The following is a 22,612-nucleotide window of genomic DNA, read 5'->3' on the forward strand; positions in this document are numbered from 1 at the left end:
CCTATCTGAGCGCCGCTGTGGAGCGATTGGGATGATGCAACTTCTTCCTATCGTCGCGGCGCGCAAGGCCAAGCTTCAGCCAATGCTTGTTCGGCGCCAGCAACCATGTGAACGTCCATGAAGTAGCTGTTGTCTTCTGCCCAGCGCAGATAGGCTGAACGCAATCTATTCCGATCGTAACGCGGCGCCCCACACTCGCTACCCCGCGCCACTATCATCATGTCCAGCACGCCTTGAAGGTATGCGCCGCACGCTGGGTTGTTGGCGCGACAGCTTGCAACGAGTTCAGAGCCGTTTGTGTGAATCGGTTGTTCTTGCGCATAACTCGAAGCAGCGAGCACGACGGATGATACACACGCTCCGATGCAATAACCGACAGTCCTAAACATATTTGATCCTCGGATGGTGTTTTCAAAGAATGGGCCTTACCCCCATTCAGGCCCATTCAGACGACTGAGAGTTCAGTCGCCATCCTCATCGCTGTCGTTTTCATTCCCGAGGATTTGGCCTGTCGGCGTAACGAACAGCTCCACGTTCTTGCCAGCCTGATCCTTGCCTTCGATCTCGTAGAGCGTGCTGCCGTCCGCCTTTCTGGTTACCAGCTCGGCTTCGCGGACAGACGCGAGTCGTGTGCGCGCGGCGTTCATCGCGGCCACCGGCACCTGGTCGAGTGCGACTTCCTTCTCGCTATGCTCGCCGATAATGCGGTTCTCGTTCGCCTCATGGTTCTGCTGCGCCGCGAGCGCCACGCCTGCCACCGTCAACACAGCAGCGCTGGCTCCGATGACGAGAGTTCGTTTGCTAGCCATGTTCCGTTCCACTTCCTTCGGGGCCGGGGGATGAACGGGCGGCGGTCGCGGCCCGACTGGCCGTCGTCCGATTCTTAGTTTTTTCGATTGTTCATTGTGTCGAGTGCCGAGCGGAGACCGCGCGCCAGCTTTGCCGCGTCGTCATTGGCCCAGAAGTGCAGGAAGAACAGGCGCGGCTCGTCGTTCAACATATGGTTGTGAAGCGCTGTGACTTCGATGTCGTTCGCTCGAAGCGCTCGAAGGACGCGGTCTACTTCGCTCGCGATGAGGACGAAATCGCCCGTGATCGCCGCCTTGCCGCCGCCGGTGGGCTGAAAATTGATTGCGGTCGCAGTTCCCATTGATTGAGGCGTCACCATGCCGCCATCCATGAGCCGCTCCGCACGGGGAATACTGTATTGCAGAACGCCACCATTGACCCTGCCTTCGGCTCCCATCAGCTCGTCCAGAGCATCGGAGTTTAGATTGAGGCGAGACGGTGCTCCCGCTCCAAGAGACGGTGGAGAGATCGGTGTGCGGCTTGCGGAAATGGCTTGGCGCAGCGCCGCCGCCAGCCTTACCGGATCGCCATGCGCAGCTATGTGCATGTACATGGTGCCGGGCGCGGACCGCAGCAGGTGATTGTGGAGCGCGGTGATGGTGTATCCACCTTGCAAAAGGCGCGTCATCACAGGGTTCACTTCCTCGTGCGTGAGCACAAGATCGCCCATTACCATCACTTCGTCCCCCATAGGCTGAAACGCGGCCCAGGAGCCGAGCGCCAGCGAAGGCTCTATCGATACGCCATCCAGAACAACGCGCAGGTCGGAGCGAGGAAATCCGTAGCGACGAACTCCGTCCGGCTGCTCGACGCCGGGGCGTCCCAGCGCGGCGTCAACCTTCGCCCAGTCCGGTGCCGCCCAAGCAGGTGCGGCTAGTAGCAGCGTGGCCAACCCCGATAACAGCACCGTCCGCATAGTTTTGCTTCAACTCCTGATGCATAATGAGATCATGGTCGATGCCTCCTCGGGCACGCCAAAGCTGCGACACTCATGCATCGGCGCCGACCGCAAGGCACCTTGTAGATTCACAAGGTCCGCTGGCGGCATTCTGCACTAGAAGGCGATCGAACTCTTGTGCGAACGCAGCCGTCGGCAAACGACATTGGCGCACTGTCGGCACTGCTCGCACGCGGCTATGGTCGGCGCAAACAACAGAGGAGATGCCTCGGGCATTATGCGCCTACTACTGATCGAGGACGACGAGGACACGGGGAGCGCCGTTGTTGAAGCGCTGCGTGCTCGCGGTCACGCCGTCGATTGGGAGGACGACGGAAAAAGCGGACTTGATCGCGCCGTGAGCGGTGCTCACGCGTTGCTGATCGTTGACCGAATGCTGCCAGAGATGGATGGGCTATCGGTTGTCACCGAGCTGCGCCGTCGCCAAGTCGTAGCACCCGTGCTGATGCTCACGGCGCTAGGCTCCGTGGGCCAACGAGTCGAAGGTCTTGAAGGTGGAGCCGACGACTATCTTGTCAAACCGTTCGCGATCGCCGAACTGGTCGCGCGCGTTGAAGCGCTGCAGCGCCGGGCGGCCGGCCCGCCCAGCATCCTCTCGCTGGGCGATCTGACACTCGACCGTCTCGCTCGGACGGTGCGGAGAGGCAACACGCCCATCGAACTAATCCCACGCGAGTTCCAGCTTCTCGAACTACTGATGCTGAACTCGCCGGCCGTGCTTACGCGGTTGATGCTGCTGGAGACCGTGTGGAAGTTCCGTTTCGATCCTGGCAGGAACCTCGTCGAAAGCCACATCAGTCGGCTGCGGGCAAAGATCGATCGCGGTGACGATCCCCCCCTGATCCATACCGTGCGTGGGGAAGGCTATGCCGCTTGGAGTGATTAGCCGGCTGTTGCGCTCGACGGTGTCCCGTCTTGTTGCGCTCAACGCGCTGCTGCTCGTCATCAGCATGGTCGCCGGCGCGCTCGGCGGCTGGATCGCAACGCGCGGGGTGGTTGAGCGCGAGGCTCGAAATCGCATCGAGCTGGAGTCGCACGTGATCGCCCTCGAAGCGCAACGGGGAGGCCTTGATCGCGCACTGGAAATAATTCGAGCGAAGGCCGAGCGGCCGGGGTCGCCCGAGTATTATTTAGTTGGGCCAGATGGACGCACGCTGATCGGCGACATCCAAATTGTACCGCGAAAGGTCGGTTGGCACTTTATCGACCAGCCTCCGCCGCAACCCGGCGTCGAGGGCGTCCATCTGCTGGCGATGACGCGACGCCTTCCCGATGGATCCCTTCTCATCGTTGGAGAGGATATGGAGCGAAGCGAAGCAATCCGCGACGCTGTTTTCGGGGCCATTCTGACCGCTGGCGGAATCGCGTTGGTGTTCGGCATCATCGCAGGCCTCTTCGCCACGCGGCAGACGCTGCGCCAGATGAAGCGGATCAACGTTACCGTCCGAGCAGTCGAGCGTGGCGATCTCTCGGCGCGGACCGGCGCTCCGGTCGATGCGCGCACCGATCTTGATCAACTCGCGTTGGCCATCGACCGTATGCTCGATCGGATTGACACGCTGGTAGCCACGATCCGTCGCGTGTCGGCGGAGGTCGCCCACGACCTGCGCACGCCGCTCACGCGGGTGAGGCACTCTGTTGAATTGGCGTTGGCACAGCACGATGAAGAGCTCAGGTCTGCGGCGCTGGGTGAGGCGTTGGCCGGGCTGGACGAGGCGCTTCGGCTGTTCAGTGCGGTGCTGGATCTAGCGGAGATTGATGCCGGTAACGCGCGCGCGCGATTTCAGCCTATCGACCTGGCAGAGATCGTTGACCGGGTGGTGGATGCCTATCGTGCAGAGATCGAGGCTTCCGGCCGCAACATCTCTGTGAGCTTAGCGCGAGAAGCGCTGGTCGCCGGTGACGCCGACCTGCTGGCGCGTGCGCTCGCCAACCTGATTGAGAACGCGCTCAAATACTCCGGTGAGCACGCTCGTATCGATGTTTCGGTCACCGAGCAGGCCGACACGTTGACGATGGCGGTCGCCGACGACGGTCCCGGCGTATCCGATTGCGAGGTCTCCGAGATGCTGCGCCCGTTCGGGCGCTTGGACCGAGCGCGGCGTGCATCCGGCAACGGCCTTGGCCTCGCCATCGCCGACGCCGTTGCCCGACTGCACCGTGGAGCGCTGGCCTTTGCGCGGCTCCAGCCAGGGCTGGCGGTCGAAATCAGATTGCCGCGGGCACCGGCGGTGACGGCGGCTCGAATACTGGATCAAGTTGACTGAGCGTGACGAAAGGCGCTTCGCTGGTCCAGCGACCGACTAACGTATCCCGGAACGTGCGAACGTTTATGCCGGCGAAGCCGTGGTTCCTCGGCCGGCGACACGGCGTTCGTGCGCCGCGACCGCGCGACGGTATGCGGCATCCGCCACCTGTCGCACGGCGCTGGGCGGAAACGGCGCGACCGAACTGACGTTGATCTCGCACAAGACATAGCTGTCCGAGCCGCGATCGTCTTTCGGCCCGTAGAGGAAGTCCGCGTCCCACAGGAGCGGCAGCTCGTCATGCTCGATGGCGAGGATGTGCTGCAACCCGGGAATCCACGACTGTTCCATATCGTCTCTGAGCGACTGGAAAGCGCCGGCGTCGGCAGGCTGCATGACCCGCGGCCCCGGCTGCGCCTTCGGAGAATCGACCCCTTCCGCGGGTAGCGGCAATAGCGCGCGGATCAGTTGGTGGCCGAAACCGACGACCGTGCCCTCGCTCACATAGCAGCGGATCATGCCGTCCCCGAGCCGCGGTTGGAACGGTTGGTCGATGAGGCATTCGCCGCGCTCAAAATAGGGTGCGAACCGAGCGATCAGGGCATCGAGGGGGATCTTGAACGGAACGCTGTCCCGCGCGGCGTGAAGGACCGAAACGATCGGTTGGGCGCCACCCCCCCGGTCAGCAACTTCGACCCGCCACACGCCCCGGCCGCCATTGCTCCGATTTTCCTTGAGCACACGCGGCCCGGAAGCCAGGCGTTCAAGAAGCAGCGCGCGCAGTTCCTCCAGATCGGCGTAGCGGTGTGTGTCGGTGCCCCAACCCAGCGCCCGCGTGGCGTGAAGCACGCTTTTCACGCCCATTTTCGCGATGATATCGGGATGCGCGCTGATCGAGACGCCCGCCGCCGCGGCCTCGCGCAAAATCGGATCGAGCCTTGAGCGGTCACCGGCGTCGCTGATCGGGTCGGCCCAGACCATCACGCCATCGCACGTCAGCAGACGGTCGCGCGTTGTACCAGCCGTCTCGTCGGCATATCCAATCGCCTCGACCTCACCGCCCAACTCACGCAGCGCTGCCATGATCGGCCACTGGCGCGCGCTTTGCACGTCCAGAGGGCTGGTGGGGAGGTCGGTTCGCCACAACAGGCCGATCTTGGGGCAAGTGGTCAAGGCCGACTTCACTCGCCTCCCGTTCATCGCCGCTCTCCAACTCAGGCGCTGGCGGTGGCGATCGCCTGCGCATAACGGCGGTCGGTCGCTTCCCAGTCGAGGTTCTTGAACCACGCGTCGATATACCTGGCGGCTTGGGTGCCGTAATCCATGTGAAAGCTGTGTTCATACATATCGAGCGCGAGCAGCGGTATGCCGGCCGCAGCGCCGTGCATGTGATCCCAAGCCCAATGATTGTTGAGCGAGCGCGTGTGGACGTTGTAAGCGAGGATTGTCCAGCCAGAGCCGCCCGCAAGGCTCATGCCGGTGCGGCGGAATTCCGCCTCCCATGTCGCGAACGAGCCGAAGGCGGCGTCAATGGCGTCGCGGACCGAACCGGCCGCCCGGCCGTCGCCGCCCAACCCGTCGAAGTAGATTTCATGCAGCACCACCGAGCCGGTACGGTGCAGTTCCTCGCGTTTGAGGCCGCCGTAGATGGCAGGCGGCGCTTCGGTATCGGCGAGCGCGGCGGCCAGCCGTGGCCGCAATGCGTTCAGCGTCTTGACCGAGCCGGCATAGTTGTTCTCGTGGTGCGACGTGATCAATCGCTCGGACAAGCCCTCAAGCCTGGCCGGATCGAACTTGAGCGGCTTGATTTGATGGTTGCCGGCAAAGGCGGGGACGGTCGACGGCGTGGCGACCGGCGTCCGGGCGGAGGCTTCGTTGATCGTCATGGCGGCGGCTCCTATGCCTAGGGTTGCGATTGCACTGCGTCGGGAGAGATTGTCGATCGTCACATTCGGTCCTTTCCAATATGATTGATTAGGCTGCGTAAGAGTGACGGTGCGTCGCGATCATCCGAACAGGACGAGGCCCGCCCCCGCCGCGGCGAGAACAACCCACAGGATCGTCGTTTTGGCCTTGAACACGTAAAGGAGCGCGAGGGCGACGGCGAAGATCGCGAGCGGGATCACCACGCCGGGCACGTTCACGAGAGTCTTTTGCCCTAGTTCCAGCGTCGTGGCGGCGATCAGCCCGACGACCGCTGCTGATATTCCCTCTAGGAAGGTCTTGATCTTTTCGTTGTCCACCAGCCGTTCAAGCTGGTCATGAAAGAACAGAGAAAAGCTGAATGCCGGCAGGAAGATGCCGATCGTCATCACGATCGCTCCGAGTGGGCCGCCGCCGAAATATCCGATGAACGTCGAGAAGATGATCAGGGGTGCCGGCAGAATCCCCGATAGGGCGAGCCCGTCGAGGAACTGCGCATCCGTCATCCATCCATTGCCAACCGCATCGGCACGCAGGAACGGGATGACTGTGTAGGCCCCGCCAAAGGTGAGGAGCCCGGCCTTGAGGCCCGAGATGAAAAGATCCAGCAGCGACGGTTCTTGGTTTGCGACGGGTTGCGCCGAGACCGCATCTCCACCAACCGGACCGGCGAAAGTGACCCAGGCGAAGTAGAGCCCGAGCCCGACGAGCACGGCCATGAGCAGGCCGGCCGTCACCCGCTGACGGCGCGTCGCGAACATATAGACGAGGCCCGCGATCGGCAGGGTGAGCCAGAACGGCGTGCCGACGAGGGCCGCTAGGCCGGCGACGCCCGCGATACCCCAAAGCCAGCGGTCGAGCAGGATGTGACCGCCAATCCGGTGCACGGCGCGCACGATCAGGGCGATGACGGCCGGTTGCACTCCGAGAAATGCCGCGGTTGCGGCGGCAGTCTGCATGATCCCGGTGGAGAGATACAGCCAGGACAGCGCGAACATTAGGACAAAGCCCGGCATCATGAATCCCAGGCCTGCAAGAAGACCGCCGAGCTTTCCTTTAGGAAGCGTGCCGAAGAAGACGCATAGCTCGTGAGCCTCCGGACCGGGGAGCACCTGATACACGGCTAGGATGCGGTTGAACCTGGCACTTGAGACCCAGTGTTCCTCGTCGACCAACTCGCGGCGGATCATGGCGATTTGGGCGATCGGGCCACCCCATGCCAGGAAACCGAACCGCAAGAACTTGGCGAAGATCTGTGCATACGAAAGCTGCGGCAAAATGCCTTGACCTTCCGCAGAACCTACAGCCTCGCTCGGTACATTTGTCTGCATTCACCACGTTCCTCAAGCTATAACAGTCATCTCTCGGCCGAGGGCCGAGTGCCTTGCGCTGACTCCCGACTTCACGGGTTTTGCCGGGTGAAGTAGGCGTAGAAGCCATCGAGCGCGTCGCCGGCACCGGCGATGCGCTGGAGATCGTCATCGAACGTCGCGCACACGCCTGACAGCATCGCGCTGAGTCCCGGCGTTTCCGGCCGCTCAAACTTGTCGTCGCCGATGTCGAGGTCGTGGATGATCTCCCCGATCGCGGCTAATCCCGGATCGCCGTCCAGCTCGGCGCGTAGCAGCAGGGTCTCGAAGCTGCACCGATCGCCCTCATGGGTGAACTCGGCATCGGTCATATCGAAGCGCAGCTCGCCGGCATCGGACGTGTAGCTCCTGCCATCGACGAACTTGAAGCTCGCGTGGGGGTCGATGAATCGTCGGATCAGCCAAGCGCAGGCGATGCGATCGACGTGGACGCCGCGCCGCGTCACCCAGACGCGATGCTTGAGGTCAGCGGGCGACACCGCAGCCGCTTCGCCTGTGCGGCCGACGTCGGGATGGGCGTAACGCTTCTCGTCCAAATCCCGCAGCGCCGCCTCGGCACCTTGACGACCGTGCGCGCCAAAGAAGTCGAGCCGGACAATCTCAGAAAGCCGTCGCTGGAGTTTTGAGATCTCGGTCCCCGACGCCGGCCCAGTGTCGAGCAACTGCCGTGCGGCTTGGGCCAGCTCGTCATAATCGGCATCCCGCGCAGCGTCGAAAAGCTGGCGGAGCTCAACGTCGCTCTGGCCTTCGATCATCTGCGCGTCGATCAGCACCGCCTCGCCGCCGCTGGTCGTGATCTCTGCCAGCAGGTCGCGAAATGCGGTTTCGTTCTCCTCGCGACGGGGGAGCACATGAACAGCGTTCTTGAGCGGCACTGCGCCAATCGCCTGCAAGCGGCGCCAGATTTTCACACGCAGATAGGGCGGCTTCGCAGGGATTTGGTGCAGCAATGCTAGCCAATGCTCGGAGTCTTGCGAAGCGTCCATAACGCATATGTATCATTTCCGATGTTGAAATGAAACACGTATATCTCCATCCTGCAACGGTTCAGGAAGGGTGCGGATTGCGGGCGAAGCGCAAGCGACGTTCGACGGCGACGATCGCTGGCTCGTTTCGGTGTTTGGCGGCGCTACGGTAGTAGGAACAACGGGATGTATTCGTTATGTTTATCCTGCACGGGGCACCAAATTCCGCCGCCGGCCGCCGTTTGTGCGCGTCAGCCGCACAGGCTACGATCAGCGAAAACTCAGTGTTAACACGATCGTAGGCACGGCGGCCATCGACGGCAAAAAGTTCGAATCCTGTGGGTGCAACGAACTTTCACTACATGAAGAATCGGAATTGGTAGGGTGTGCTGCCTAGATTCGTCATGCGCTTGAGGACGCGCGCCAGCACCTTCGCATAACTCATCGTTACGGGTAGCGGATCATACAGCCCGTCATTGTTCCAGTTCATCTTCGACAAGGCGAGCGCCGCGCGGGCGCTGTCGTCCCACGTGCCGTGCCCGGCATGGCGGACAAGTCGGATCGGACGCGGCGTGCCGCGCTGACCCTGAAAATAGGTTTTCGGTCCCAAAGTCTCCACGGCACCGTGCATCCACAGTAGTGCCTCGCGCTCGCCAAGCCCGATCAGTGAGCCACGCTTAATTGGAAACGCCGCCGCCTTACCTCCCGAATTGGCTTGGTCGCGTTCCCAACGCGCGCCGCGCCAGCCCACATCCTCGACCACCTGAATCAAATCGACCGCCTCGCACAGCGGTAGTGCCTCGAAGCAGCCGAGCACTTCTGCGTCTTTGAACTCGGTCGATTTGTGGACCATGACCCGGCGCGGCGAGCGTCCGCCATGCCGGTGACGATACAGCGTCATCGACCGCGTGATGACACGGAACATCTCAGCCTGCGATAAAAAGGGATTATCGCGTTGCACCTGCACGTCGGCGGTATCGTAGGCGATAAACTCCAAGCCGGCGCCCTCCGCGTCGAACACCTGGCTGCAACAAGTCACAAATCGCGGTTTGTCGGCACCGTTCGACCGCACCGCATAGGAAATGCCGACATAGGCTGTTTCTGGGTCCACGTCGGCTAGCTTCCAGGGAACGCCGCCGGCCTTGGCATACAGCGCCAGCCCGACTCGCCACATCACGCTCGCACGGCAGCGATAAGCGAGCGCCTTGTCTTCGCGCACGATCTGGATCGGCATCCCGCGCGCGGCCGTATAGGCTTTGAGATGATCGTGGAGATCGAAATCGTCCCCCGCGCCGTAGAAGCCACGCTCCCACCGCTGCGGTAGGTAGATGAACAAGACATCGAAGTCGCTGCGGAACGCCTCAAGGGGCTGGATCGCACGAACGAGCTGTTCGGCGAGCAACACGTGCGGCATCGCCGATTGTGCCATCTCGCTCTCAAACGATCCGTCCAGCTCGACACGGCATTTCTTGGTTGCCGCCGTCACGCGCATGTCGAACACGGTATTGAAGCCCGGCCAATCCGGCAGATAGTCGGTTCGCTCGACCGGGCGCACGCTCTGGCTCAGCTCACGCATGAATGCGAACAGTCGCTCGGACTCGCCCTTCGGGGCCAGCGTCGCTACCCGGATCGGCGATTGCACCAATCCGCGCGAATGGGGGCCGAACCGCTTGAGCCCGCGCAGCGGATGAATGTCCCGCTCGCTCGTTCGCTCGGGATGGAACACCAGCTCGGGTTCGGGATACCATATGGTCGGGGCGATCTCGCTCGTCATGGCTGCACCAGCTTGGAGAAGGCCGTGTTCTTCCCGACTGCGAAGCGAGCATCGATCCCGTCGCCAATCGACAGCGCCAGAAGCGCTTCGCCGGCAAGGCGCTTTGCCCAAAAATCGATAAGCCGATCGAGATCACGATTATAGCGCTTCACCGTCCGTTCGCGCGCGAAGTCGGCGGTGATCGCTTTGGTCGCGTCCGTGACACCCTCAAACACGATCTTTGGATCAAGCAGCAGCCAAAGACCGTCGTCTGCCCAGTCAAGCCGGACCCCGACCCCCTCGTGCCATTTCAGGTCCGGGTGTTTGGGCACGGTGCCAGTCGTCTGATGAGTTATCGCGCGAAGCCCATCCCATGCGCTGTCGGCGGGATCTACTGGCACGAGCAAATCAGCGCTGCGGCGGCGGATCGCACGAACATTCTTGGCGGCACACAGCGCCTCTACCAAGGCATCGCGTAGCAGGCCGCGTTCGCCGGACTCATAGCGCAGGCGCCGCTTCTCGAAGGTGGCCAGATCGAACGCAGTGATTCCGAACGGGTCGAACACTCGACGGAACTCGGCATCGCTGCCGAAACCGAGCACGCCCGCTTGCGTGCGCGTCACGATCAGGCGCGCGTTCGCCTCGGCGACCGCCGAACGCGCCGCTGCGACACCCTCGATCGTGCATACCAGCTTGCGGCAATTGGCCGGGATGGTGACGGCAAGCCCGTTGAGCCGAATGAGGGGCCAGCCCCGCTGGCCCGAGGGCTCGGGAGCGCCCGACACGCGCGACCGTCCTGTTGCCAGCGCGTTGAGAGCGGATGTGTCGAGCGCGGGCAGCAGCCGCACGAGATCACGTAATATCTCATCGAAGCTCTCAATCCGCACCAGCCCGCACTCAACGCCCGCGTCGCTGGCGCGCTGGAGAAGTCGGATGACCCGCCCGAGCGGTGGATCGCTACCGCGATGCAGCCAGAACAGTCCGCCAGGATAACCGCCCGGCTGATTGAGCGCCGTTTCAAGCGCGTCCATCACTGAATCGTCGCGTCCGCTGTAGCCGGCGACTACGAGGCCGGATCGTCGGCAGGCATCCACGAGCTGCTGACGAAGCGCCGCATCCTGCTGGCGCAGCTCATCGGTCGTGTTCTTAAGCCGACGCGAGCGGAAATCGCCGTGCAGCTTCACTGCGATGGGCCATTTTTGCGCGCCGATCAATTGCCCCGCCAGTTCCGGAGCGTCGAGTGCAACGACGCTCAACGTGCCCGTTGTGCCATACGTTCTCGCGCAGGCATCTTCGATCAAGTGGTCGAAATTGGTCGTCCAGACGAGCTGAGTGTGGCCCGCTTTTAGAAGCGAGGCGAGGGCAAGATGGCCATAGGCCAGCTTCGCGCCGCTAATCATGCCTTGAATAAAAGTCGTGCGATCGCGCTCCACCGGGTAGGTTGCTTCGAAGAGCGCCGCGTATTCATCCGGTGAACCCGGCGACGGTAGTCGCTCGGAACTCGCAATGTGCGAGTCTAACAGCGCGCGGATCGCAGGATTACCGAGATCGGCGACACTCTGCGGCGACGCCTTGCGTTGGGCAACGAACAACGTTTGCTTGAATTGCCAGATCATATCCCAAGCGCTGGGGATGCCGGCTGAAACCGACGCACCCGCGCCAAGGAGCCACATTAATTGGCCGGGGCGCAGCGCGAAGCGCCGCACAAAGTCATCGCTCGATAGCTCGCTCGGGCTCGTTATGCTCTCCATCCGCCCATGCCTAACCGATCCACAAGCCTTCGCCAGCAGATTTTGTTCTCTAATGGTTCTCTAGGCTCAACCTTGTGATCGGCAGGTGCGGGAAGCGACGCCACCGTTGTAAGCGCCTGGGCTTCCGAGCAGCCGTAGCGCAGGTCATTCGGGGGGTGGTGGCAGCAGAGGCGGCGCCTCGTAGGCTTCTAGCTGCCACGGCCCCTGGTAGTTCTCAATGATGCCTTCGGTCGGCACGGGCATGCCGGCAATGAGCGCGATCTGCCCGAGACACCGGCTCAGGTGTCCGCGTAAGATTTCGAGGCCGTCGAAATAGGCTTGGCGCACGTCCGGCGGTCGATGAAACTCGCCGAAACGTGGATGCGGGGGCGCATCCTTGTCGCGCCGCAACAGCTCCTCGTAAGTCATAAACTGTCGAATACCAGTCGCCATCGCATCGAGCAGAAGGAACAGCGGTCCGTCCTGCAACTCGGCGAGTTCCACCTCTTTGTCGACGATCAACTGGCGGATTTCCTTGAGCGAAGTGAGAGCTCTCTCGATGCAATCGTCGCAACATTCCCACGCAGATAGGACGCGCCGATCGCGCAAACGGAGGACGATCTCGCGCGCCACACGGCGCTCGCGATCTTTAGGGCTGACCGCAATGCTGATGAAAGGCAAGTTCAAGGTGACGTCACCTATCCGGCCAGCGACTTGGCGGCGAGCGCGGGCGAGGAGATCGGTCAGATCGAACTTGAAGGGGATATCGCCACTTCGCACGGCTCAGGCCTCGCCCGGCAGGGTAATTGATGCAGCGAGAGCCGCCCCAATGGGCCCCGATCGGCGTTCGAGGAAATAGCGGACGCGATCGTCATTGCTGTCATCGAACTGCTGTCCAACCTGACAGGTCAGCAGCAGATCGGCAGCCCAGGTTTCGAGCGGCCAATCCCGCCCGACGCAGGCGGATTTCAGCAGGCTGAAGGTGGGAGATTGGCCGTCATTGAGTTCGACAAGAGCGCGGTGGAGGTTGTCGGCATCGACCACCCGATTTCCGACCGGCATGTCGCCAACGCGGATTCGTTTTCGCAGGGGGTAGGTAACTGCGTAGGGAAGCTCAGGCGGTGCGTAGAGCAGGTAGAAGACGGCCTTGCCGAAATCCCGATTGAGCGTGTCGATCAGTTCGACCTGTCGGTGTCCAGCCTGAATTGCGGCGAAGGTGCAGGTTTCGTCGAAGCTGTAGGTTCGGTGGAGTGCGGCGGCTGCTTGCTGCCCATCGCGGCGGATGAACGCATTCATGCCATGAAGGAAACCAATTTCATCTTCGTCTTCGACATCATGGTTAGTCGGAAAGAGACGTTTGGATTGGAGCAGGCCAATCTTCTTCGCCACCAGCTTGTCTTGTCGATAGACGAAGACGAGGATCGCAATATCCGCCGTTTCCCAACGCCGGCGTTGCGGAAAATCCCAATCCCAATGGGGAGCGCCTAGGCGCCGCAAACCACCGATGTTGTGAGTATCCATGCGGATGATCGCGCCCGAAGGCAGGAGCGTCGGCGCACTGTTGGGGATCAGCGCTTCAATCAATCCGTCATCGAGCGATGTCTCGCGGATATTGGGGAGATTGGCCAGGCGCTCACATACGTGGCGGTTTGCGTCCGCGAAGACGCCACGGAACCAGGCAACAACGTCGGCGGGTATCACTGGCCAAGGATTCAATCGCGTTCCCCTCATCTGCCGAGGTAATTGCACTACGCAATCCGACCAAGCGGTATCTACGGCGGCGGCAGAGGCAACTTGCCATCGGGAGGCTCGAAAGTGTGGGCCGTTGATCCTACCCCCGATGCTTCTCGAATAATCAGCGGCGTCGCACTACGCCATAGGGCGGCTACAGGCGCGCGGCGGCGGTTCTATAGGAGTGCAAACGGCGATGTGTATTCGTTATGTTTATCCAGGGCGGGGCGCCACTTCGTCTTGTACGCCACATAAGTCGCGACCGGGCGCCAGAAGATCCGACTTTTTCGCCCCGGCGCTCCGCCGCAGAGGTGGCCCGTCCTGCTGACCAGAGCGGGTCTCACCGTCTACTACGCTGCCCGCACCGACTTCGCGGACCGAAGCTCGTCGGGGATGATCGTCAAACCGTCAGCGAACGAATAGAGCGCTTCAATCTTCTGGCCGTTCCAGACGTACCTGAAGTGCTCGGATTGCGTTGCTCGGCCCAACGAATCAGGGTCGAGAACCGCGACGCATGACGCCCCCGGTCGTTCCGGGCACTCGAAGATTACGCCGGCGCAATGAGTCTCTGCGAGCTCACGGCCCAGTTTCCAGCGCTCCTCGGTAGGCATGTCGAGGGGCAGGCCGCGAAGGTCGGAGAACGTGCCCTCGACCGTTCGGACAAGAACTCGCATGTCCAGCTTGATGGCGGGTTCCGCGGTGCGCGCCAGAAAGGCTTCACGGCGCGCAACGGAGATCGACAGGGCAGTCTGGAGGTCCGCGGCAAGTTCGAGGACCGGGATGGTCGGCGGAAAGAAGCGGCTACCCTCCGGATTGCCATAGGCAAAGGCGGCATGGTTCCAGTTCTGAAGCCTTGCCGATGCCACGTCTGTGGCCCGGGTTCCGATAAGACGCTCCCGCTCCCGCAGCCTCGGATTGGTCAACGCTTCGATCTCGGCGACGTCGCTGCCGTCGCCGTTCCCGATCCGTTCAAAGAGGTTCACCGGCGGGAAGCGGGACGGGATCAAGTTGAAGTGCTGACCCCGAACCTTGATCCTGGACGGGTTAACCGCCTCGTTGGGCATCGAGATACTGTCTCACGCGGTAGATGTCGACGACCTGCCCCTTCAGCATAACGTCAAGCGCACTCTGGCCGTCGAAATAGCGGTTGGGCCGCCGCACCCAGCCATCCGCATTCTTCGGCTCCGGCAGCAGGATTTGCAAGGCCTTGTAGATCCCAAATAGATGCGAGATCCGCTCGACCGTGTCACGCGGGAGCGAGCCGCCGTCCTTTTTCCACTTAAAGAAAGTCGACCGCGCGGGAGATCCGAGCAACTTGATCTGTTCCTCGGTGGTCAAGCTCCAGAGGTCGGCAAGTCTGGCGAACGACGCGAATGCGGCGGCCTCCTGCTCCGAAGTTGTCGTCTTGTTGCGCTCCGGGGACGTGGGTTGGGCAGGCACGCGCACCCCCTTCCGAGCAGAGTCCAGATTCGGACTTGATACAGCCATTTGGTCCATATAGATACAAGTCCAGATCTGGACTCGAATCAAACCCTAGTCTCACCGGAACTCGGCATCAAGAGTCGAGCGTCCGGTGAGGTGAAACGGAGTATGAGATGAACGAGCGCGAGCGGTACACGGCCCAGGTCGATGGACGGCAGCTGATGTCGAAGGGGACACAGTTTGCTCCCTCCGGCGCACAGTTTATCGCCTCCACCGACAAGAGCTTGGCAAGCGGTTGAGGAAGCAGATCTTTCCGGAACTCTGCTTCCGGACGGAGCAAATGCAGCGGCTGGCTCGGGCCCACCGCAAAATGTCTCGCCGAACCAAACGGGATCAAGCGGCGGCCTGAAAGCCAGGCCAACGGAACTGCGATCAGGAGGCTTGCTATTGGGACCTGAGGAGACATCGTCTGCCGCGGCTTCGTCAGGCGACTTGAAGGCTGGAGCAGATCGCCGGCCCTATCGCGTCCTCAGCCTCGATGGCGGCGGGATGCGCGGCGTTTATACCGCTGAGTTTCTAGATCGGCTAACGAGTTACTTTGCCCGGATTCGGGGTGAGGAAGCGCTCGACCTCGGCAAGGGCTTCGACCTGATCACCGGTACTAGCACTGGTGCAATTGTCGCCTCTGCTCTCGCTGTGGGGAAGCCCCTGCATGAGGTTGTGGATCTCTATCGAGAGAAGGGAAAGGACATCTTCCCCCATCGAATTAAGGGCGTCTTGAGCGCGATGTTCCGCGCCTTTGTGCTCGGCAGCAGCCCGATCCGGTACGGCGACAAAGCGCTCCGCGAAGCGCTCGAAGACGTCCTCGGACAAATACGCGTAATCGATGTGTACGAGCGCAGAGGCATCTCGTTAGCGATCCCGACAGTGGCGATGAAGACGCATCGGTCATGGGTCTTCAAAAAGACGCCGACGAGCGGCCCCCGAGACGACCTGTACCCGCTCGTCGACGTTTGCATGGCTTCGAGTGCTGCGCCCATCTACCGGTCCCTCGCAGCCATCGATGATCCGCTTGCGAAGCATGGCCTCAAACAGGTGTTTGCCGATGGCGGGCTGTGGGCAAACAACCCGATCCTGGTGGGCATGATCGACGCCTTAGCGTCGGCTGCCCCTGGGCAACCCATTGAGATCTTCTCGCTTGGCACGTGCTCGCGGCCAGAGGGTGAGCACCTGACGGAAAGGCAGGTTCATCGTTCGATGCTCCGGTGGAAGCTTGGAGCAGACGTCGCTCCGCTAAGCATCACCGCGCAGGAGTTTGCCTTCGACAACATGGCGAGGTTCCTCGCCAACATCCTCACTAAGGCTGGCCGACCGGTGAGAACCTTGCGCTTCCCTAAGAAGGACGTCCCAGCCGACATGATGCCGTATCTCGCACTGGATGACGCGAGAAAGAAGGCGATCGACCGTCTCATCCAGCAGGCCAATTCCGATGCGGATGTGACGAAGAGCGCCTGCGATGATCCGCGAAACGAAGACGGGCGAATGGTGCGGGACCTGATGATGGACCTGCCTGGAATGCCGGCATCCGGCATCGACTGGAGCACGCTCCCATGAAAGACACGAACGAACAGCTCCGCCGTTTCCATGACGATTGTGTCTGGATGAACGCGGCGGGCCGCAGAGACATCCTAGCTAAGGCCCGGGCAAACCGTACGCGCCTTCGGAACGGCCTGGAGCGCGATAGCAAGCCTGCTCCAGTCGGTTCTGCGACCCAGGGGTCGTACGCCATGCGGACCATGATCCAGAACGATGAGGGCGATTACGACATTGACGACGGCGTATACTTCGCAAGGGACAAGCTCATCGGGCCGAACGGCGGCGAGATCACGGCACTTGCGGCTCGCCAGATGGTTTGCGACGCGCTTCAGGATCGCCGCTTCAGAGACAGCCCCGAAGTCAGAAACAACTGCGTCCGCATTTATTACTCGGCCCCGAACAACTATCATGTCGACGTGCCGGTGTACCGCCGCACACGGACCAAGGATGTATTCACGGGCGAAATTACGGACACGTACGAGCTTGCGAGTTCGGATTGGAAGACATCTGATGCACTCAGCGTAACGAAGTGGTTCAAGAAGCAGAATAAGGACAAGAGCTCCGACCCGTCTGAAAACGGCGACAGGGGGCAGTTCGTCAGGATCGTGCGCCTTGCGAAAGCCTTCGCACGTAGCCGCCCTCATTGGAGTGGTAAGATCGCGGGCGGCTTCGCCCTCTCGCGTTTGGTGAGCGACCACTTTACGGAAAACGTCGACCGCGACGACGTCGCATTCCGCCAGGTGCTTCGAGCCATCCATAACCGACTGGGATGGAAAACTTGGGTGGAGCACCCGACGCTGAACGAGGACATCCTTCCGGTCGATAGCGCCAAGTCGAGATTCCTCCGGAAGAAGCTCGGAGACAAGCTTCCGCTCCTGGACATCCTCGACGATCCGGGCTGCACCCACGAGGAGGCCATGTCGGCATGGGACGACTTCTTCTACAGCGACTGGTTCTCCAACCAGCCTGACCCGGAGGACGAAGAGGAGCTCGACAAAAAGACGAGCGGACCGGCGATAATCAAGATCGGTGGCCAGGGGTACGCATGACGGCTCACGTCCACCCCCTGCCGGTGGATGCGGTTGCTCTCGTCGACAGCTGGTTTTCACCCCTCAAGTCATTTCGGGGGCGATTGCCGTCGAATGATCCCCTCATCGCAGCGGGCGGGGCCGGCTGGCTCATCCGAACGCGCGGTCGCGAACTCGCGGTGGTCGTCGATGTCGCGTTCCCGTTCACGCGGCCACGAGTTTACCTCCGCGGGAACTGGCCCGCGATGCCGCATATTGAGCGGGACGGCCGCTTCTGCCTCAGGAACCCTGAGATCCCGGCATCACCAATCGCAGCCGTTGAGCGGGCGCTTGGCGAAGCTCGCGCCCTCCTAGCAGACATCGCTAGTGGATCTGAGGACCACGATTTCGAGGAGGACTTCGGACTGTACTGGCGACAGTCTGCAGAAGTGGGTCTCCGCGCGCGGCTGCTAATCCCGGGCGATCAAGCGTCGAGCATCATCGCTTGGTCTGCGACGCAAGCCGGCGCATATGGCTTCCTATCGACAGAGGCCCTCCAGCGATGGTGGGCCCATCGCTTCGACAGTGATCGGTCCCATGTTCGTCAAGGCGCTCTCGTTGCCCTGACGCGGCTGCCCCACCCGGACCTGTATCCGAGGACCGGATTGGAGCTCTGGGACCTAGTTGTCCAGTGTTCCAGGGACGGCGCCGAGGTACTGGCAGGGCTGCTTCGGCAAACACCCAAAAGCCTGCTCGTCGTGTTGGCGGGTACGGCCCTCTCGGGGCGGCATCACGCAGTCGGGGCGATGCTGACCAGGCATTCGGACGCCCGCGGCCGCCCTGTCACTCGTCGTGTGATCGAGCACGATTACCCGCGCGGCAAGACGCCGCCAGAGATAATCTGCGAACGATATCGTCTGAGCCGTCTGGAAACGGAGGCGCTCGATGCAGCCGGAACCCGGCTACCCTACGAGGAACGTGACCGGCTCGCGTCGGCGCGGGTCGCAGTAATCGGATGTGGCGCGCTGGGTTCAGGAGTTGCACGGCTCCTCGCGAAGTCCGGCGTAGGGCATCTTGTTCTCGTCGATCCGGAGAGGCTGGGTTGGGAGAACATCCGCCGTCACCAGCTCGGTGCCGGATTCGTCGGGTCGCCGAAAGCTACTGGTCTTGCTAAGGCTATCGCGCACGAAAACCCCGACATCGGGGGGACTATCGGTTATGACCTAGCGGTCGAGAAGTTGCTCCTGGCGAACGCGAAGTCCCTGGAGGGCCTCGACCTCGTTGTAGCTTGCACCGCGAGTTGGTCAGCAAATTCGGCTCTCGACGATTTCTTCGGCCGCCCCGGTAGACCTCCTGTTCTCTACGCCTGGATGGAGGCTCACGCCGTTGCCGCTCATGCGGTCCTGATCATGACCGGAAACTCGTATCGAAGCGGCTTCGACATCGTGGGCAACCCCAAGCTCATGGCGTCCCAAAGCAGTAAGGCAATACCTGCCGCATGTGGCGCACTGACGTCGCCCTTCGGCGCCATCGAACTGGCGCATGCAGAAACTCTGACTTCCCGCCTTGCTCTGGACTTCCTCCGGGGCAAGGCGGTTTCGACGACGTGGAGAACGTGGCTGACCGACTCCGAGACGCTCGCCGACGCAGAGGGGTCTTGGACGAAGGATTGGATCGCGGCGCGAGGCTCGCCTGACCCTCAGGGCCAAGTGTCCGCCGGACCATGGCTTGTATGACCATCGCACTCGTCTTCGACGTCGACCGAACCAGGGTTCGGATTGAGAGTGGCCCCGTCGCCTTGTTCGAGGCTCACCGTCAAACGCGCTTCTATCACCGCGAGGCCGGTGGGCAGCTATTTGGAAACGTCGGGCGCACTCGATGGACGGTCTCCCATGCGACAGGTCCGGATCAACGGGACCGAAGGAGCCGATTTGGTTTCAGACCTGACCGGGGTCGGGAGCAGCAAGAGATCGAAGCGTATCACGCGCACGGCTTCGACTATCTGGGCGACTGGCACACACATCCCGAAAACGTACCTAAGCCTTCCGAGCGAGACCTGCTCAGCATCGACGAGATCGTCAGGAGATCCACCCACCACCTCCCCGGGTTCCTGCTCTGCATTGTCGGCCGGCTCGACTTCCCGTCGGGCATTTGGTTGTCGTTCCATGATCAAGATGGGCAGGTCGTTCGGGGACGGCCGCTGACTAGCTGACCCGCCCCTGTCGGTTCCTCCCCCCGAGAACCAAGCCGCTAACCCTCAATCGTCGCCGGAACGCCGGACGTCATGTCGACGGTTTGTTGTCGTCTATGGACCCCAAGATGAAACTTGGTGTGGCAACCGTAAAGCCATTCAGCCCACAGGTGGTGAGCGCCGATCAGCGCGGTTAAGCGCTCATGAGGCCACTTCCTGATCGCATCAACTTTCCTGCCCGCAAGGCGAGCAGGTCGACGGTCCCACGCTGCATCTGCCAGGATGCCGACTTCATCGACGCTTACAGTAACAAGTACGCCTTGCGAGCCTCGTGGTCATCGAGAAATAGGTCTCCTTACCGACCATCACCGTAAAGCTGACGCAGCGCGTGCGCGTGAACGGCGTCACGGCAGCGGATGCTTGTGAACTTCAGGTCAGCCGCCTTCCCGCTATCCACCAGGAGCTTGAGGCGGTCCTGGCCCTTGGCGAGCAGCTGGCCAATGCCGTGCGGGCGTGATCTGTCTTGCCAGATAAGGTGGATCACCTCCGCGGCCTTGAAGACGTCCTCGTATGTTGTTGCACCTGATTTGATCAGGTCGCCGGTGGCGTTCGCCATGTCCACCAACTCGTCGAGGTGCTCCGCTTCCGCCGCCGCTTCGGCCCGAAGGCGGTCGAGGTGCGGCGCGACCTCGGGCGGTGTCGGGGCGTAGTTTTCCACCACCGTCGAACCGTCACCGAGGGCGTCGTTCATGGCTTCCGCCTCGAAGCGATGTCTGCAGGCCAGGCCCTCGACGACGTCGCGCCGAAGCGCGCTGCGCACCTGCGCGAGCGTGAGGTCCGCCCCACCTTTCACGACGATGTGATGGAGGGTCGTGCCGGAGCCGGGTCCGCCCTCGTTCCAGACCGCGACGAGCACCTCTGCCCTTTTGGCCACCTCTCCCATGTAGGACAGTGCCTGCGCTGGCGACGCGCCCGCGAGTTCGCGGAGATGAAGGTTCGCACGGTCGAGGACGCGGCGACGCAGCTTATGGTGCATCTACATGCTCCTGGGTTGAGGGATGAAGGAGGTGTAGGCCCGCGCAACTCCGCGGGCCGGAGGTCACGGGAGGCTCAGAAGCGCCTTCGCTTCCGACAGGCGGGCGAGTATTCGTTCCTGGATGGCCGGCCAGGCACTCGGGCTGGTAGCGGCTGGCGCGGGCAGCGATCTGGTCAGCCTGATGAAGGTGCCCTCACGCGAGACCGCCCACTCCTCGGCCCTCGTAGGAAGGTCGAGGCGTTTGCTTCGCGCGGAGATCTCAATGAGGTCCCGGCCCAGGTCCAGCACGACGGTCGCTCGGAGGTCCCCCTTCCCTGTTCGGAGGGACAGCCCTCGCTCCCGCCCGGCCAGGCTCCACTCGTTTCCCGTTGCGAGCCGGCGGAGAAATGCCGCCTCGAATGCCCGGACGCTTTCAACGGCGGCTGCATCCGGATCGCAAGAGAGTTGGAGCATCTTGCGAGCGCTCGCCCGGTCCACTGCCACCGTGGACGACCCGTCCGACAGCCGTAGCTCCAGGATGCGTACGCCGAGCCGGCGCAGCTGCGGAATGATCGGCCGCCCCGCGACTTGGGGAAGGTCGGCGTAGAGGGTTGGAGGAGCCCACGACTGGCAGGCGGCTTCGACCGACTCCGCCGAGAGGCGCCTCCAGGCTTTCCGTCCCGACGGCACGGGCTCGATCTCCCCTTTTTCGCACAGGGCATCGATGACGTAGACGCGGTCGCCATAGAGCGTCGCGGCCTGGTAGCGGCCGAGGCCGGGAAGTTCGGCGAGCGCGGCGCGTGCGGCGGACGTCTGTTCGCTTGTTCGCAAGGAGCGGCGCGGCGCGGCGACAAGCAGATCGCCCAGCTTGTCACCGACGCGCACGAGCATGGGTCCGTAGCTGCGCACGAGCGGTCCAAGCACGCGGCTCGGATTGCTCTTGCAGGTACGGTTCAGCACCCCGAAGCGCACGCTTCCCGGAGGCGCCGTGTCGATCCTCTTGGCGTGTCGCAGAATGCCGTCAGAGAAGCGCGCGATCTCCTCTGGGTCGAACCGATGCCGAGCGCCGCAACGGCCGAGTACGCAGAACACCCCGATATCGCCGTTCGCGACGAGTGCGTCGAAGCAGCTGCGGGTGATGCCAAGCAGGGCGGCCCCCTCGTCGCGCCCGACAAGCCGGCGCAAAGTTGAGCGCACCAGATCGGCTTGTTCGGGCGAGAACGCACGATACCGGTTCCGTGCGATGCCGAATTGCCGCTCGTGAATACCGAGCTTTTCGGAGATGCGGCGCAGCCTGCTCTCGGTGATGCCGAGTTCCTGCGCGAGCCGCGGAACTGAGATCCACCCCTCCGCGCCTCCTCGCCAGGCCTGGGACGTTGCCGTCGAGAAATGTCCGCGCTCGACTACGACCTGGAGCAAGAGTTCGTCGACGAGCTTGCGATGCGCGCTATGCTCTTCCTCCCGGAGCTGGTCGATCCAGCCGAAGGACGCGCCGCGACCTCGGCCGGCGTGCGCGCGCTCCCGGTGGTCGGCCACTCCGCGAAGAACCTCCAGCACGCCGTCTCGTCCCGCCGCGATGACCGGGTAGCCGGCCTTCATCACGGTCCCGAGCTCGAACCCGGGGGTGGCGTCGACCGTCGGCCGTCGGCGTTCCGTTCCGCCCAGCACGACGCGTCCCATGAACTCAACCAACTCGATGGCTTCACCGAGCGTCGGCAGGTCGTCGAGCAGCGGGACGGGAATTGCGTCCTCCGCTCCGAGGCGACCGAGGAGATACGCTTCGAAAGACGGGGTCGGGCTGGTGTTTCGGGGAATGCCGAAGCGCAAGATGCCGTTGCCCGTAGGCCCGTGCGTGA

General features: G+C 62.5%; 22 protein-coding genes. 7 read left to right on the forward strand and 15 right to left on the reverse strand.

All coding sequences use genetic code 11. The features are described from left to right. Nucleotides 1-47: 47 nt before the first annotated feature. The 3 genes from HJG44_RS24440 to HJG44_RS15660 all read right to left on the reverse strand — a co-directional run bounded on the left by HJG44_RS24440 (nt 48) and on the right by HJG44_RS15660 (nt 1,765). On the reverse strand, nt 48-389 hold the full coding sequence (locus tag HJG44_RS24440; protein WP_224199557.1) for a Rap1a/Tai family immunity protein: 342 nt from the start codon (nt 387-389) through the stop codon (nt 48-50). Nucleotides 390-461: 72 nt separating this feature from the next. After that, the gene (locus tag HJG44_RS15655) at nt 462-809 is read right to left on the reverse strand and encodes a hypothetical protein (RefSeq protein ID WP_054725844.1); all 348 of its coding nucleotides are present in this window, start codon (nt 807-809) and stop codon (nt 462-464) included. A 74-nt stretch (nt 810-883) separates the two neighbouring features. Next, nucleotides 884-1,765: a DUF1259 domain-containing protein gene (locus HJG44_RS15660; RefSeq protein WP_054725847.1), complete on the reverse strand. Its 882-nt coding sequence runs from the start codon at nt 1,763-1,765 to the stop codon at nt 884-886. Between the two features lie 220 nt (nt 1,766-1,985). On the opposite strand from HJG44_RS15660, the gene HJG44_RS15665 reads away from it, so the two are divergent. Continuing rightward, nucleotides 1,986-2,693 carry a response regulator transcription factor gene (locus HJG44_RS15665; RefSeq protein WP_272936760.1) on the forward strand — a complete coding sequence of 236 codons (708 nt, stop codon included), beginning with the start codon at nt 1,986-1,988 and terminating at the stop codon, nt 2,691-2,693. Continuing rightward, nucleotides 2,674-4,074, forward strand: a complete 1,401-nt coding sequence (locus tag HJG44_RS15670; RefSeq protein WP_054725851.1) for a sensor histidine kinase — start codon at nt 2,674-2,676, stop codon at nt 4,072-4,074. The genes HJG44_RS15665 and HJG44_RS15670 overlap by 20 nt, the downstream gene beginning before the upstream one ends. Before the next feature lie 63 nt (nt 4,075-4,137). On the opposite strand, the gene HJG44_RS15675 is transcribed toward HJG44_RS15670, so the two are convergent. The 10 genes from HJG44_RS15675 to HJG44_RS15720 all read right to left on the reverse strand — a co-directional run bounded on the left by HJG44_RS15675 (nt 4,138) and on the right by HJG44_RS15720 (nt 14,971). Beyond that, on the reverse strand, nt 4,138-5,253 hold the full coding sequence (locus HJG44_RS15675) for a Cj0069 family protein (RefSeq protein ID WP_143712235.1): 1,116 nt from the start codon (nt 5,251-5,253) through the stop codon (nt 4,138-4,140). 14 nt (nt 5,254-5,267) lie between these two features. Next, nucleotides 5,268-5,939 (reverse strand): superoxide dismutase, encoded by a 672-nt coding sequence (locus tag HJG44_RS15680; protein WP_153876138.1) that lies wholly within the window; start codon nt 5,937-5,939, stop codon nt 5,268-5,270. Nucleotides 5,940-6,059: 120 nt separating this feature from the next. Then, nucleotides 6,060-7,307 (reverse strand): chromate efflux transporter, encoded by a 1,248-nt coding sequence (gene chrA, locus HJG44_RS15685; RefSeq protein WP_082395458.1) that lies wholly within the window; start codon nt 7,305-7,307, stop codon nt 6,060-6,062. A 71-nt stretch (nt 7,308-7,378) separates the two neighbouring features. Continuing rightward, a complete protein-coding gene (locus tag HJG44_RS15690) occupies nt 7,379-8,332 on the reverse strand; it encodes a chromate resistance protein ChrB domain-containing protein (RefSeq protein WP_054725861.1) in 954 nt (317 codons plus the stop codon). Nucleotides 8,333-8,669: 337 nt separating this feature from the next. Next, nucleotides 8,670-10,085, reverse strand: coding sequence for an argonaute/piwi family protein (locus HJG44_RS15695; RefSeq protein WP_088712621.1), 1,416 nt, complete (start codon nt 10,083-10,085; stop codon nt 8,670-8,672). Next, nucleotides 10,082-11,770, reverse strand: a complete 1,689-nt coding sequence (locus HJG44_RS15700) for an SIR2 family protein (protein ID WP_346767179.1) — start codon at nt 11,768-11,770, stop codon at nt 10,082-10,084. The genes HJG44_RS15695 and HJG44_RS15700 overlap by 4 nt, the downstream gene beginning before the upstream one ends. Nucleotides 11,771-11,959: 189 nt before the next feature. Beyond that, nucleotides 11,960-12,574 carry a DUF6650 family protein gene (locus tag HJG44_RS15705; RefSeq protein ID WP_054725869.1) on the reverse strand — a complete coding sequence of 205 codons (615 nt, stop codon included), beginning with the start codon at nt 12,572-12,574 and terminating at the stop codon, nt 11,960-11,962. A gap of 3 nt (nt 12,575-12,577) precedes the next feature. Further along, nucleotides 12,578-13,495, reverse strand: a complete 918-nt coding sequence (locus HJG44_RS15710; protein WP_088712622.1) for a hypothetical protein — start codon at nt 13,493-13,495, stop codon at nt 12,578-12,580. Between the two features lie 380 nt (nt 13,496-13,875). Then, nucleotides 13,876-14,589, reverse strand: a complete 714-nt coding sequence (locus HJG44_RS15715; RefSeq protein WP_171219284.1) for an RES family NAD+ phosphorylase — start codon at nt 14,587-14,589, stop codon at nt 13,876-13,878. Beyond that, nucleotides 14,570-14,971: an MbcA/ParS/Xre antitoxin family protein gene (locus tag HJG44_RS15720; protein WP_346767180.1), complete on the reverse strand. Its 402-nt coding sequence runs from the start codon at nt 14,969-14,971 to the stop codon at nt 14,570-14,572. The genes HJG44_RS15715 and HJG44_RS15720 overlap by 20 nt, the downstream gene beginning before the upstream one ends. A gap of 149 nt (nt 14,972-15,120) precedes the next feature. Between HJG44_RS15720 and HJG44_RS24035 the strand changes: the two genes are divergently transcribed. From HJG44_RS24035 to HJG44_RS15740, 5 genes are all read left to right on the forward strand, one after another. Next, a complete protein-coding gene (locus HJG44_RS24035) occupies nt 15,121-15,246 on the forward strand; it encodes a hypothetical protein (RefSeq protein WP_281411522.1) in 126 nt (41 codons plus the stop codon). A 148-nt stretch (nt 15,247-15,394) separates the two neighbouring features. Beyond that, nucleotides 15,395-16,561, forward strand: a complete 1,167-nt coding sequence (locus HJG44_RS15725) for a patatin-like phospholipase family protein (protein WP_246736277.1) — start codon at nt 15,395-15,397, stop codon at nt 16,559-16,561. Next, on the forward strand, nt 16,558-17,592 hold the full coding sequence (locus tag HJG44_RS15730; protein WP_171219286.1) for a cyclic GMP-AMP synthase DncV-like nucleotidyltransferase: 1,035 nt from the start codon (nt 16,558-16,560) through the stop codon (nt 17,590-17,592). Before HJG44_RS15725 ends, HJG44_RS15730 begins: the two co-directional genes overlap by 4 nt. After that, nucleotides 17,589-19,286 (forward strand): ThiF family adenylyltransferase, encoded by a 1,698-nt coding sequence (locus HJG44_RS15735; RefSeq protein WP_171219287.1) that lies wholly within the window; start codon nt 17,589-17,591, stop codon nt 19,284-19,286. Before HJG44_RS15730 ends, HJG44_RS15735 begins: the two co-directional genes overlap by 4 nt. Further along, nucleotides 19,283-19,762, forward strand: coding sequence for a Mov34/MPN/PAD-1 family protein (locus HJG44_RS15740; RefSeq protein WP_171219288.1), 480 nt, complete (start codon nt 19,283-19,285; stop codon nt 19,760-19,762). Before HJG44_RS15735 ends, HJG44_RS15740 begins: the two co-directional genes overlap by 4 nt. Before the next feature lie 334 nt (nt 19,763-20,096). Here the strand turns inward: HJG44_RS15740 and HJG44_RS15745 are convergent, their stop codons facing one another. Then, nucleotides 20,097-20,777, reverse strand: coding sequence for a hypothetical protein (locus tag HJG44_RS15745; RefSeq protein ID WP_171219289.1), 681 nt, complete (start codon nt 20,775-20,777; stop codon nt 20,097-20,099). Nucleotides 20,778-20,840: 63 nt separating this feature from the next. After that, a complete protein-coding gene (locus tag HJG44_RS15750; protein WP_246736278.1) occupies nt 20,841-22,583 on the reverse strand; it encodes a hypothetical protein in 1,743 nt (580 codons plus the stop codon). Nucleotides 22,584-22,612 lie beyond the last annotated feature (29 nt).

The organism is Enterovirga aerilata, from assembly GCF_013044135.1.
GTDB lineage: Bacteria > Pseudomonadota > Alphaproteobacteria > Rhizobiales > Beijerinckiaceae > Enterovirga > Enterovirga aerilata.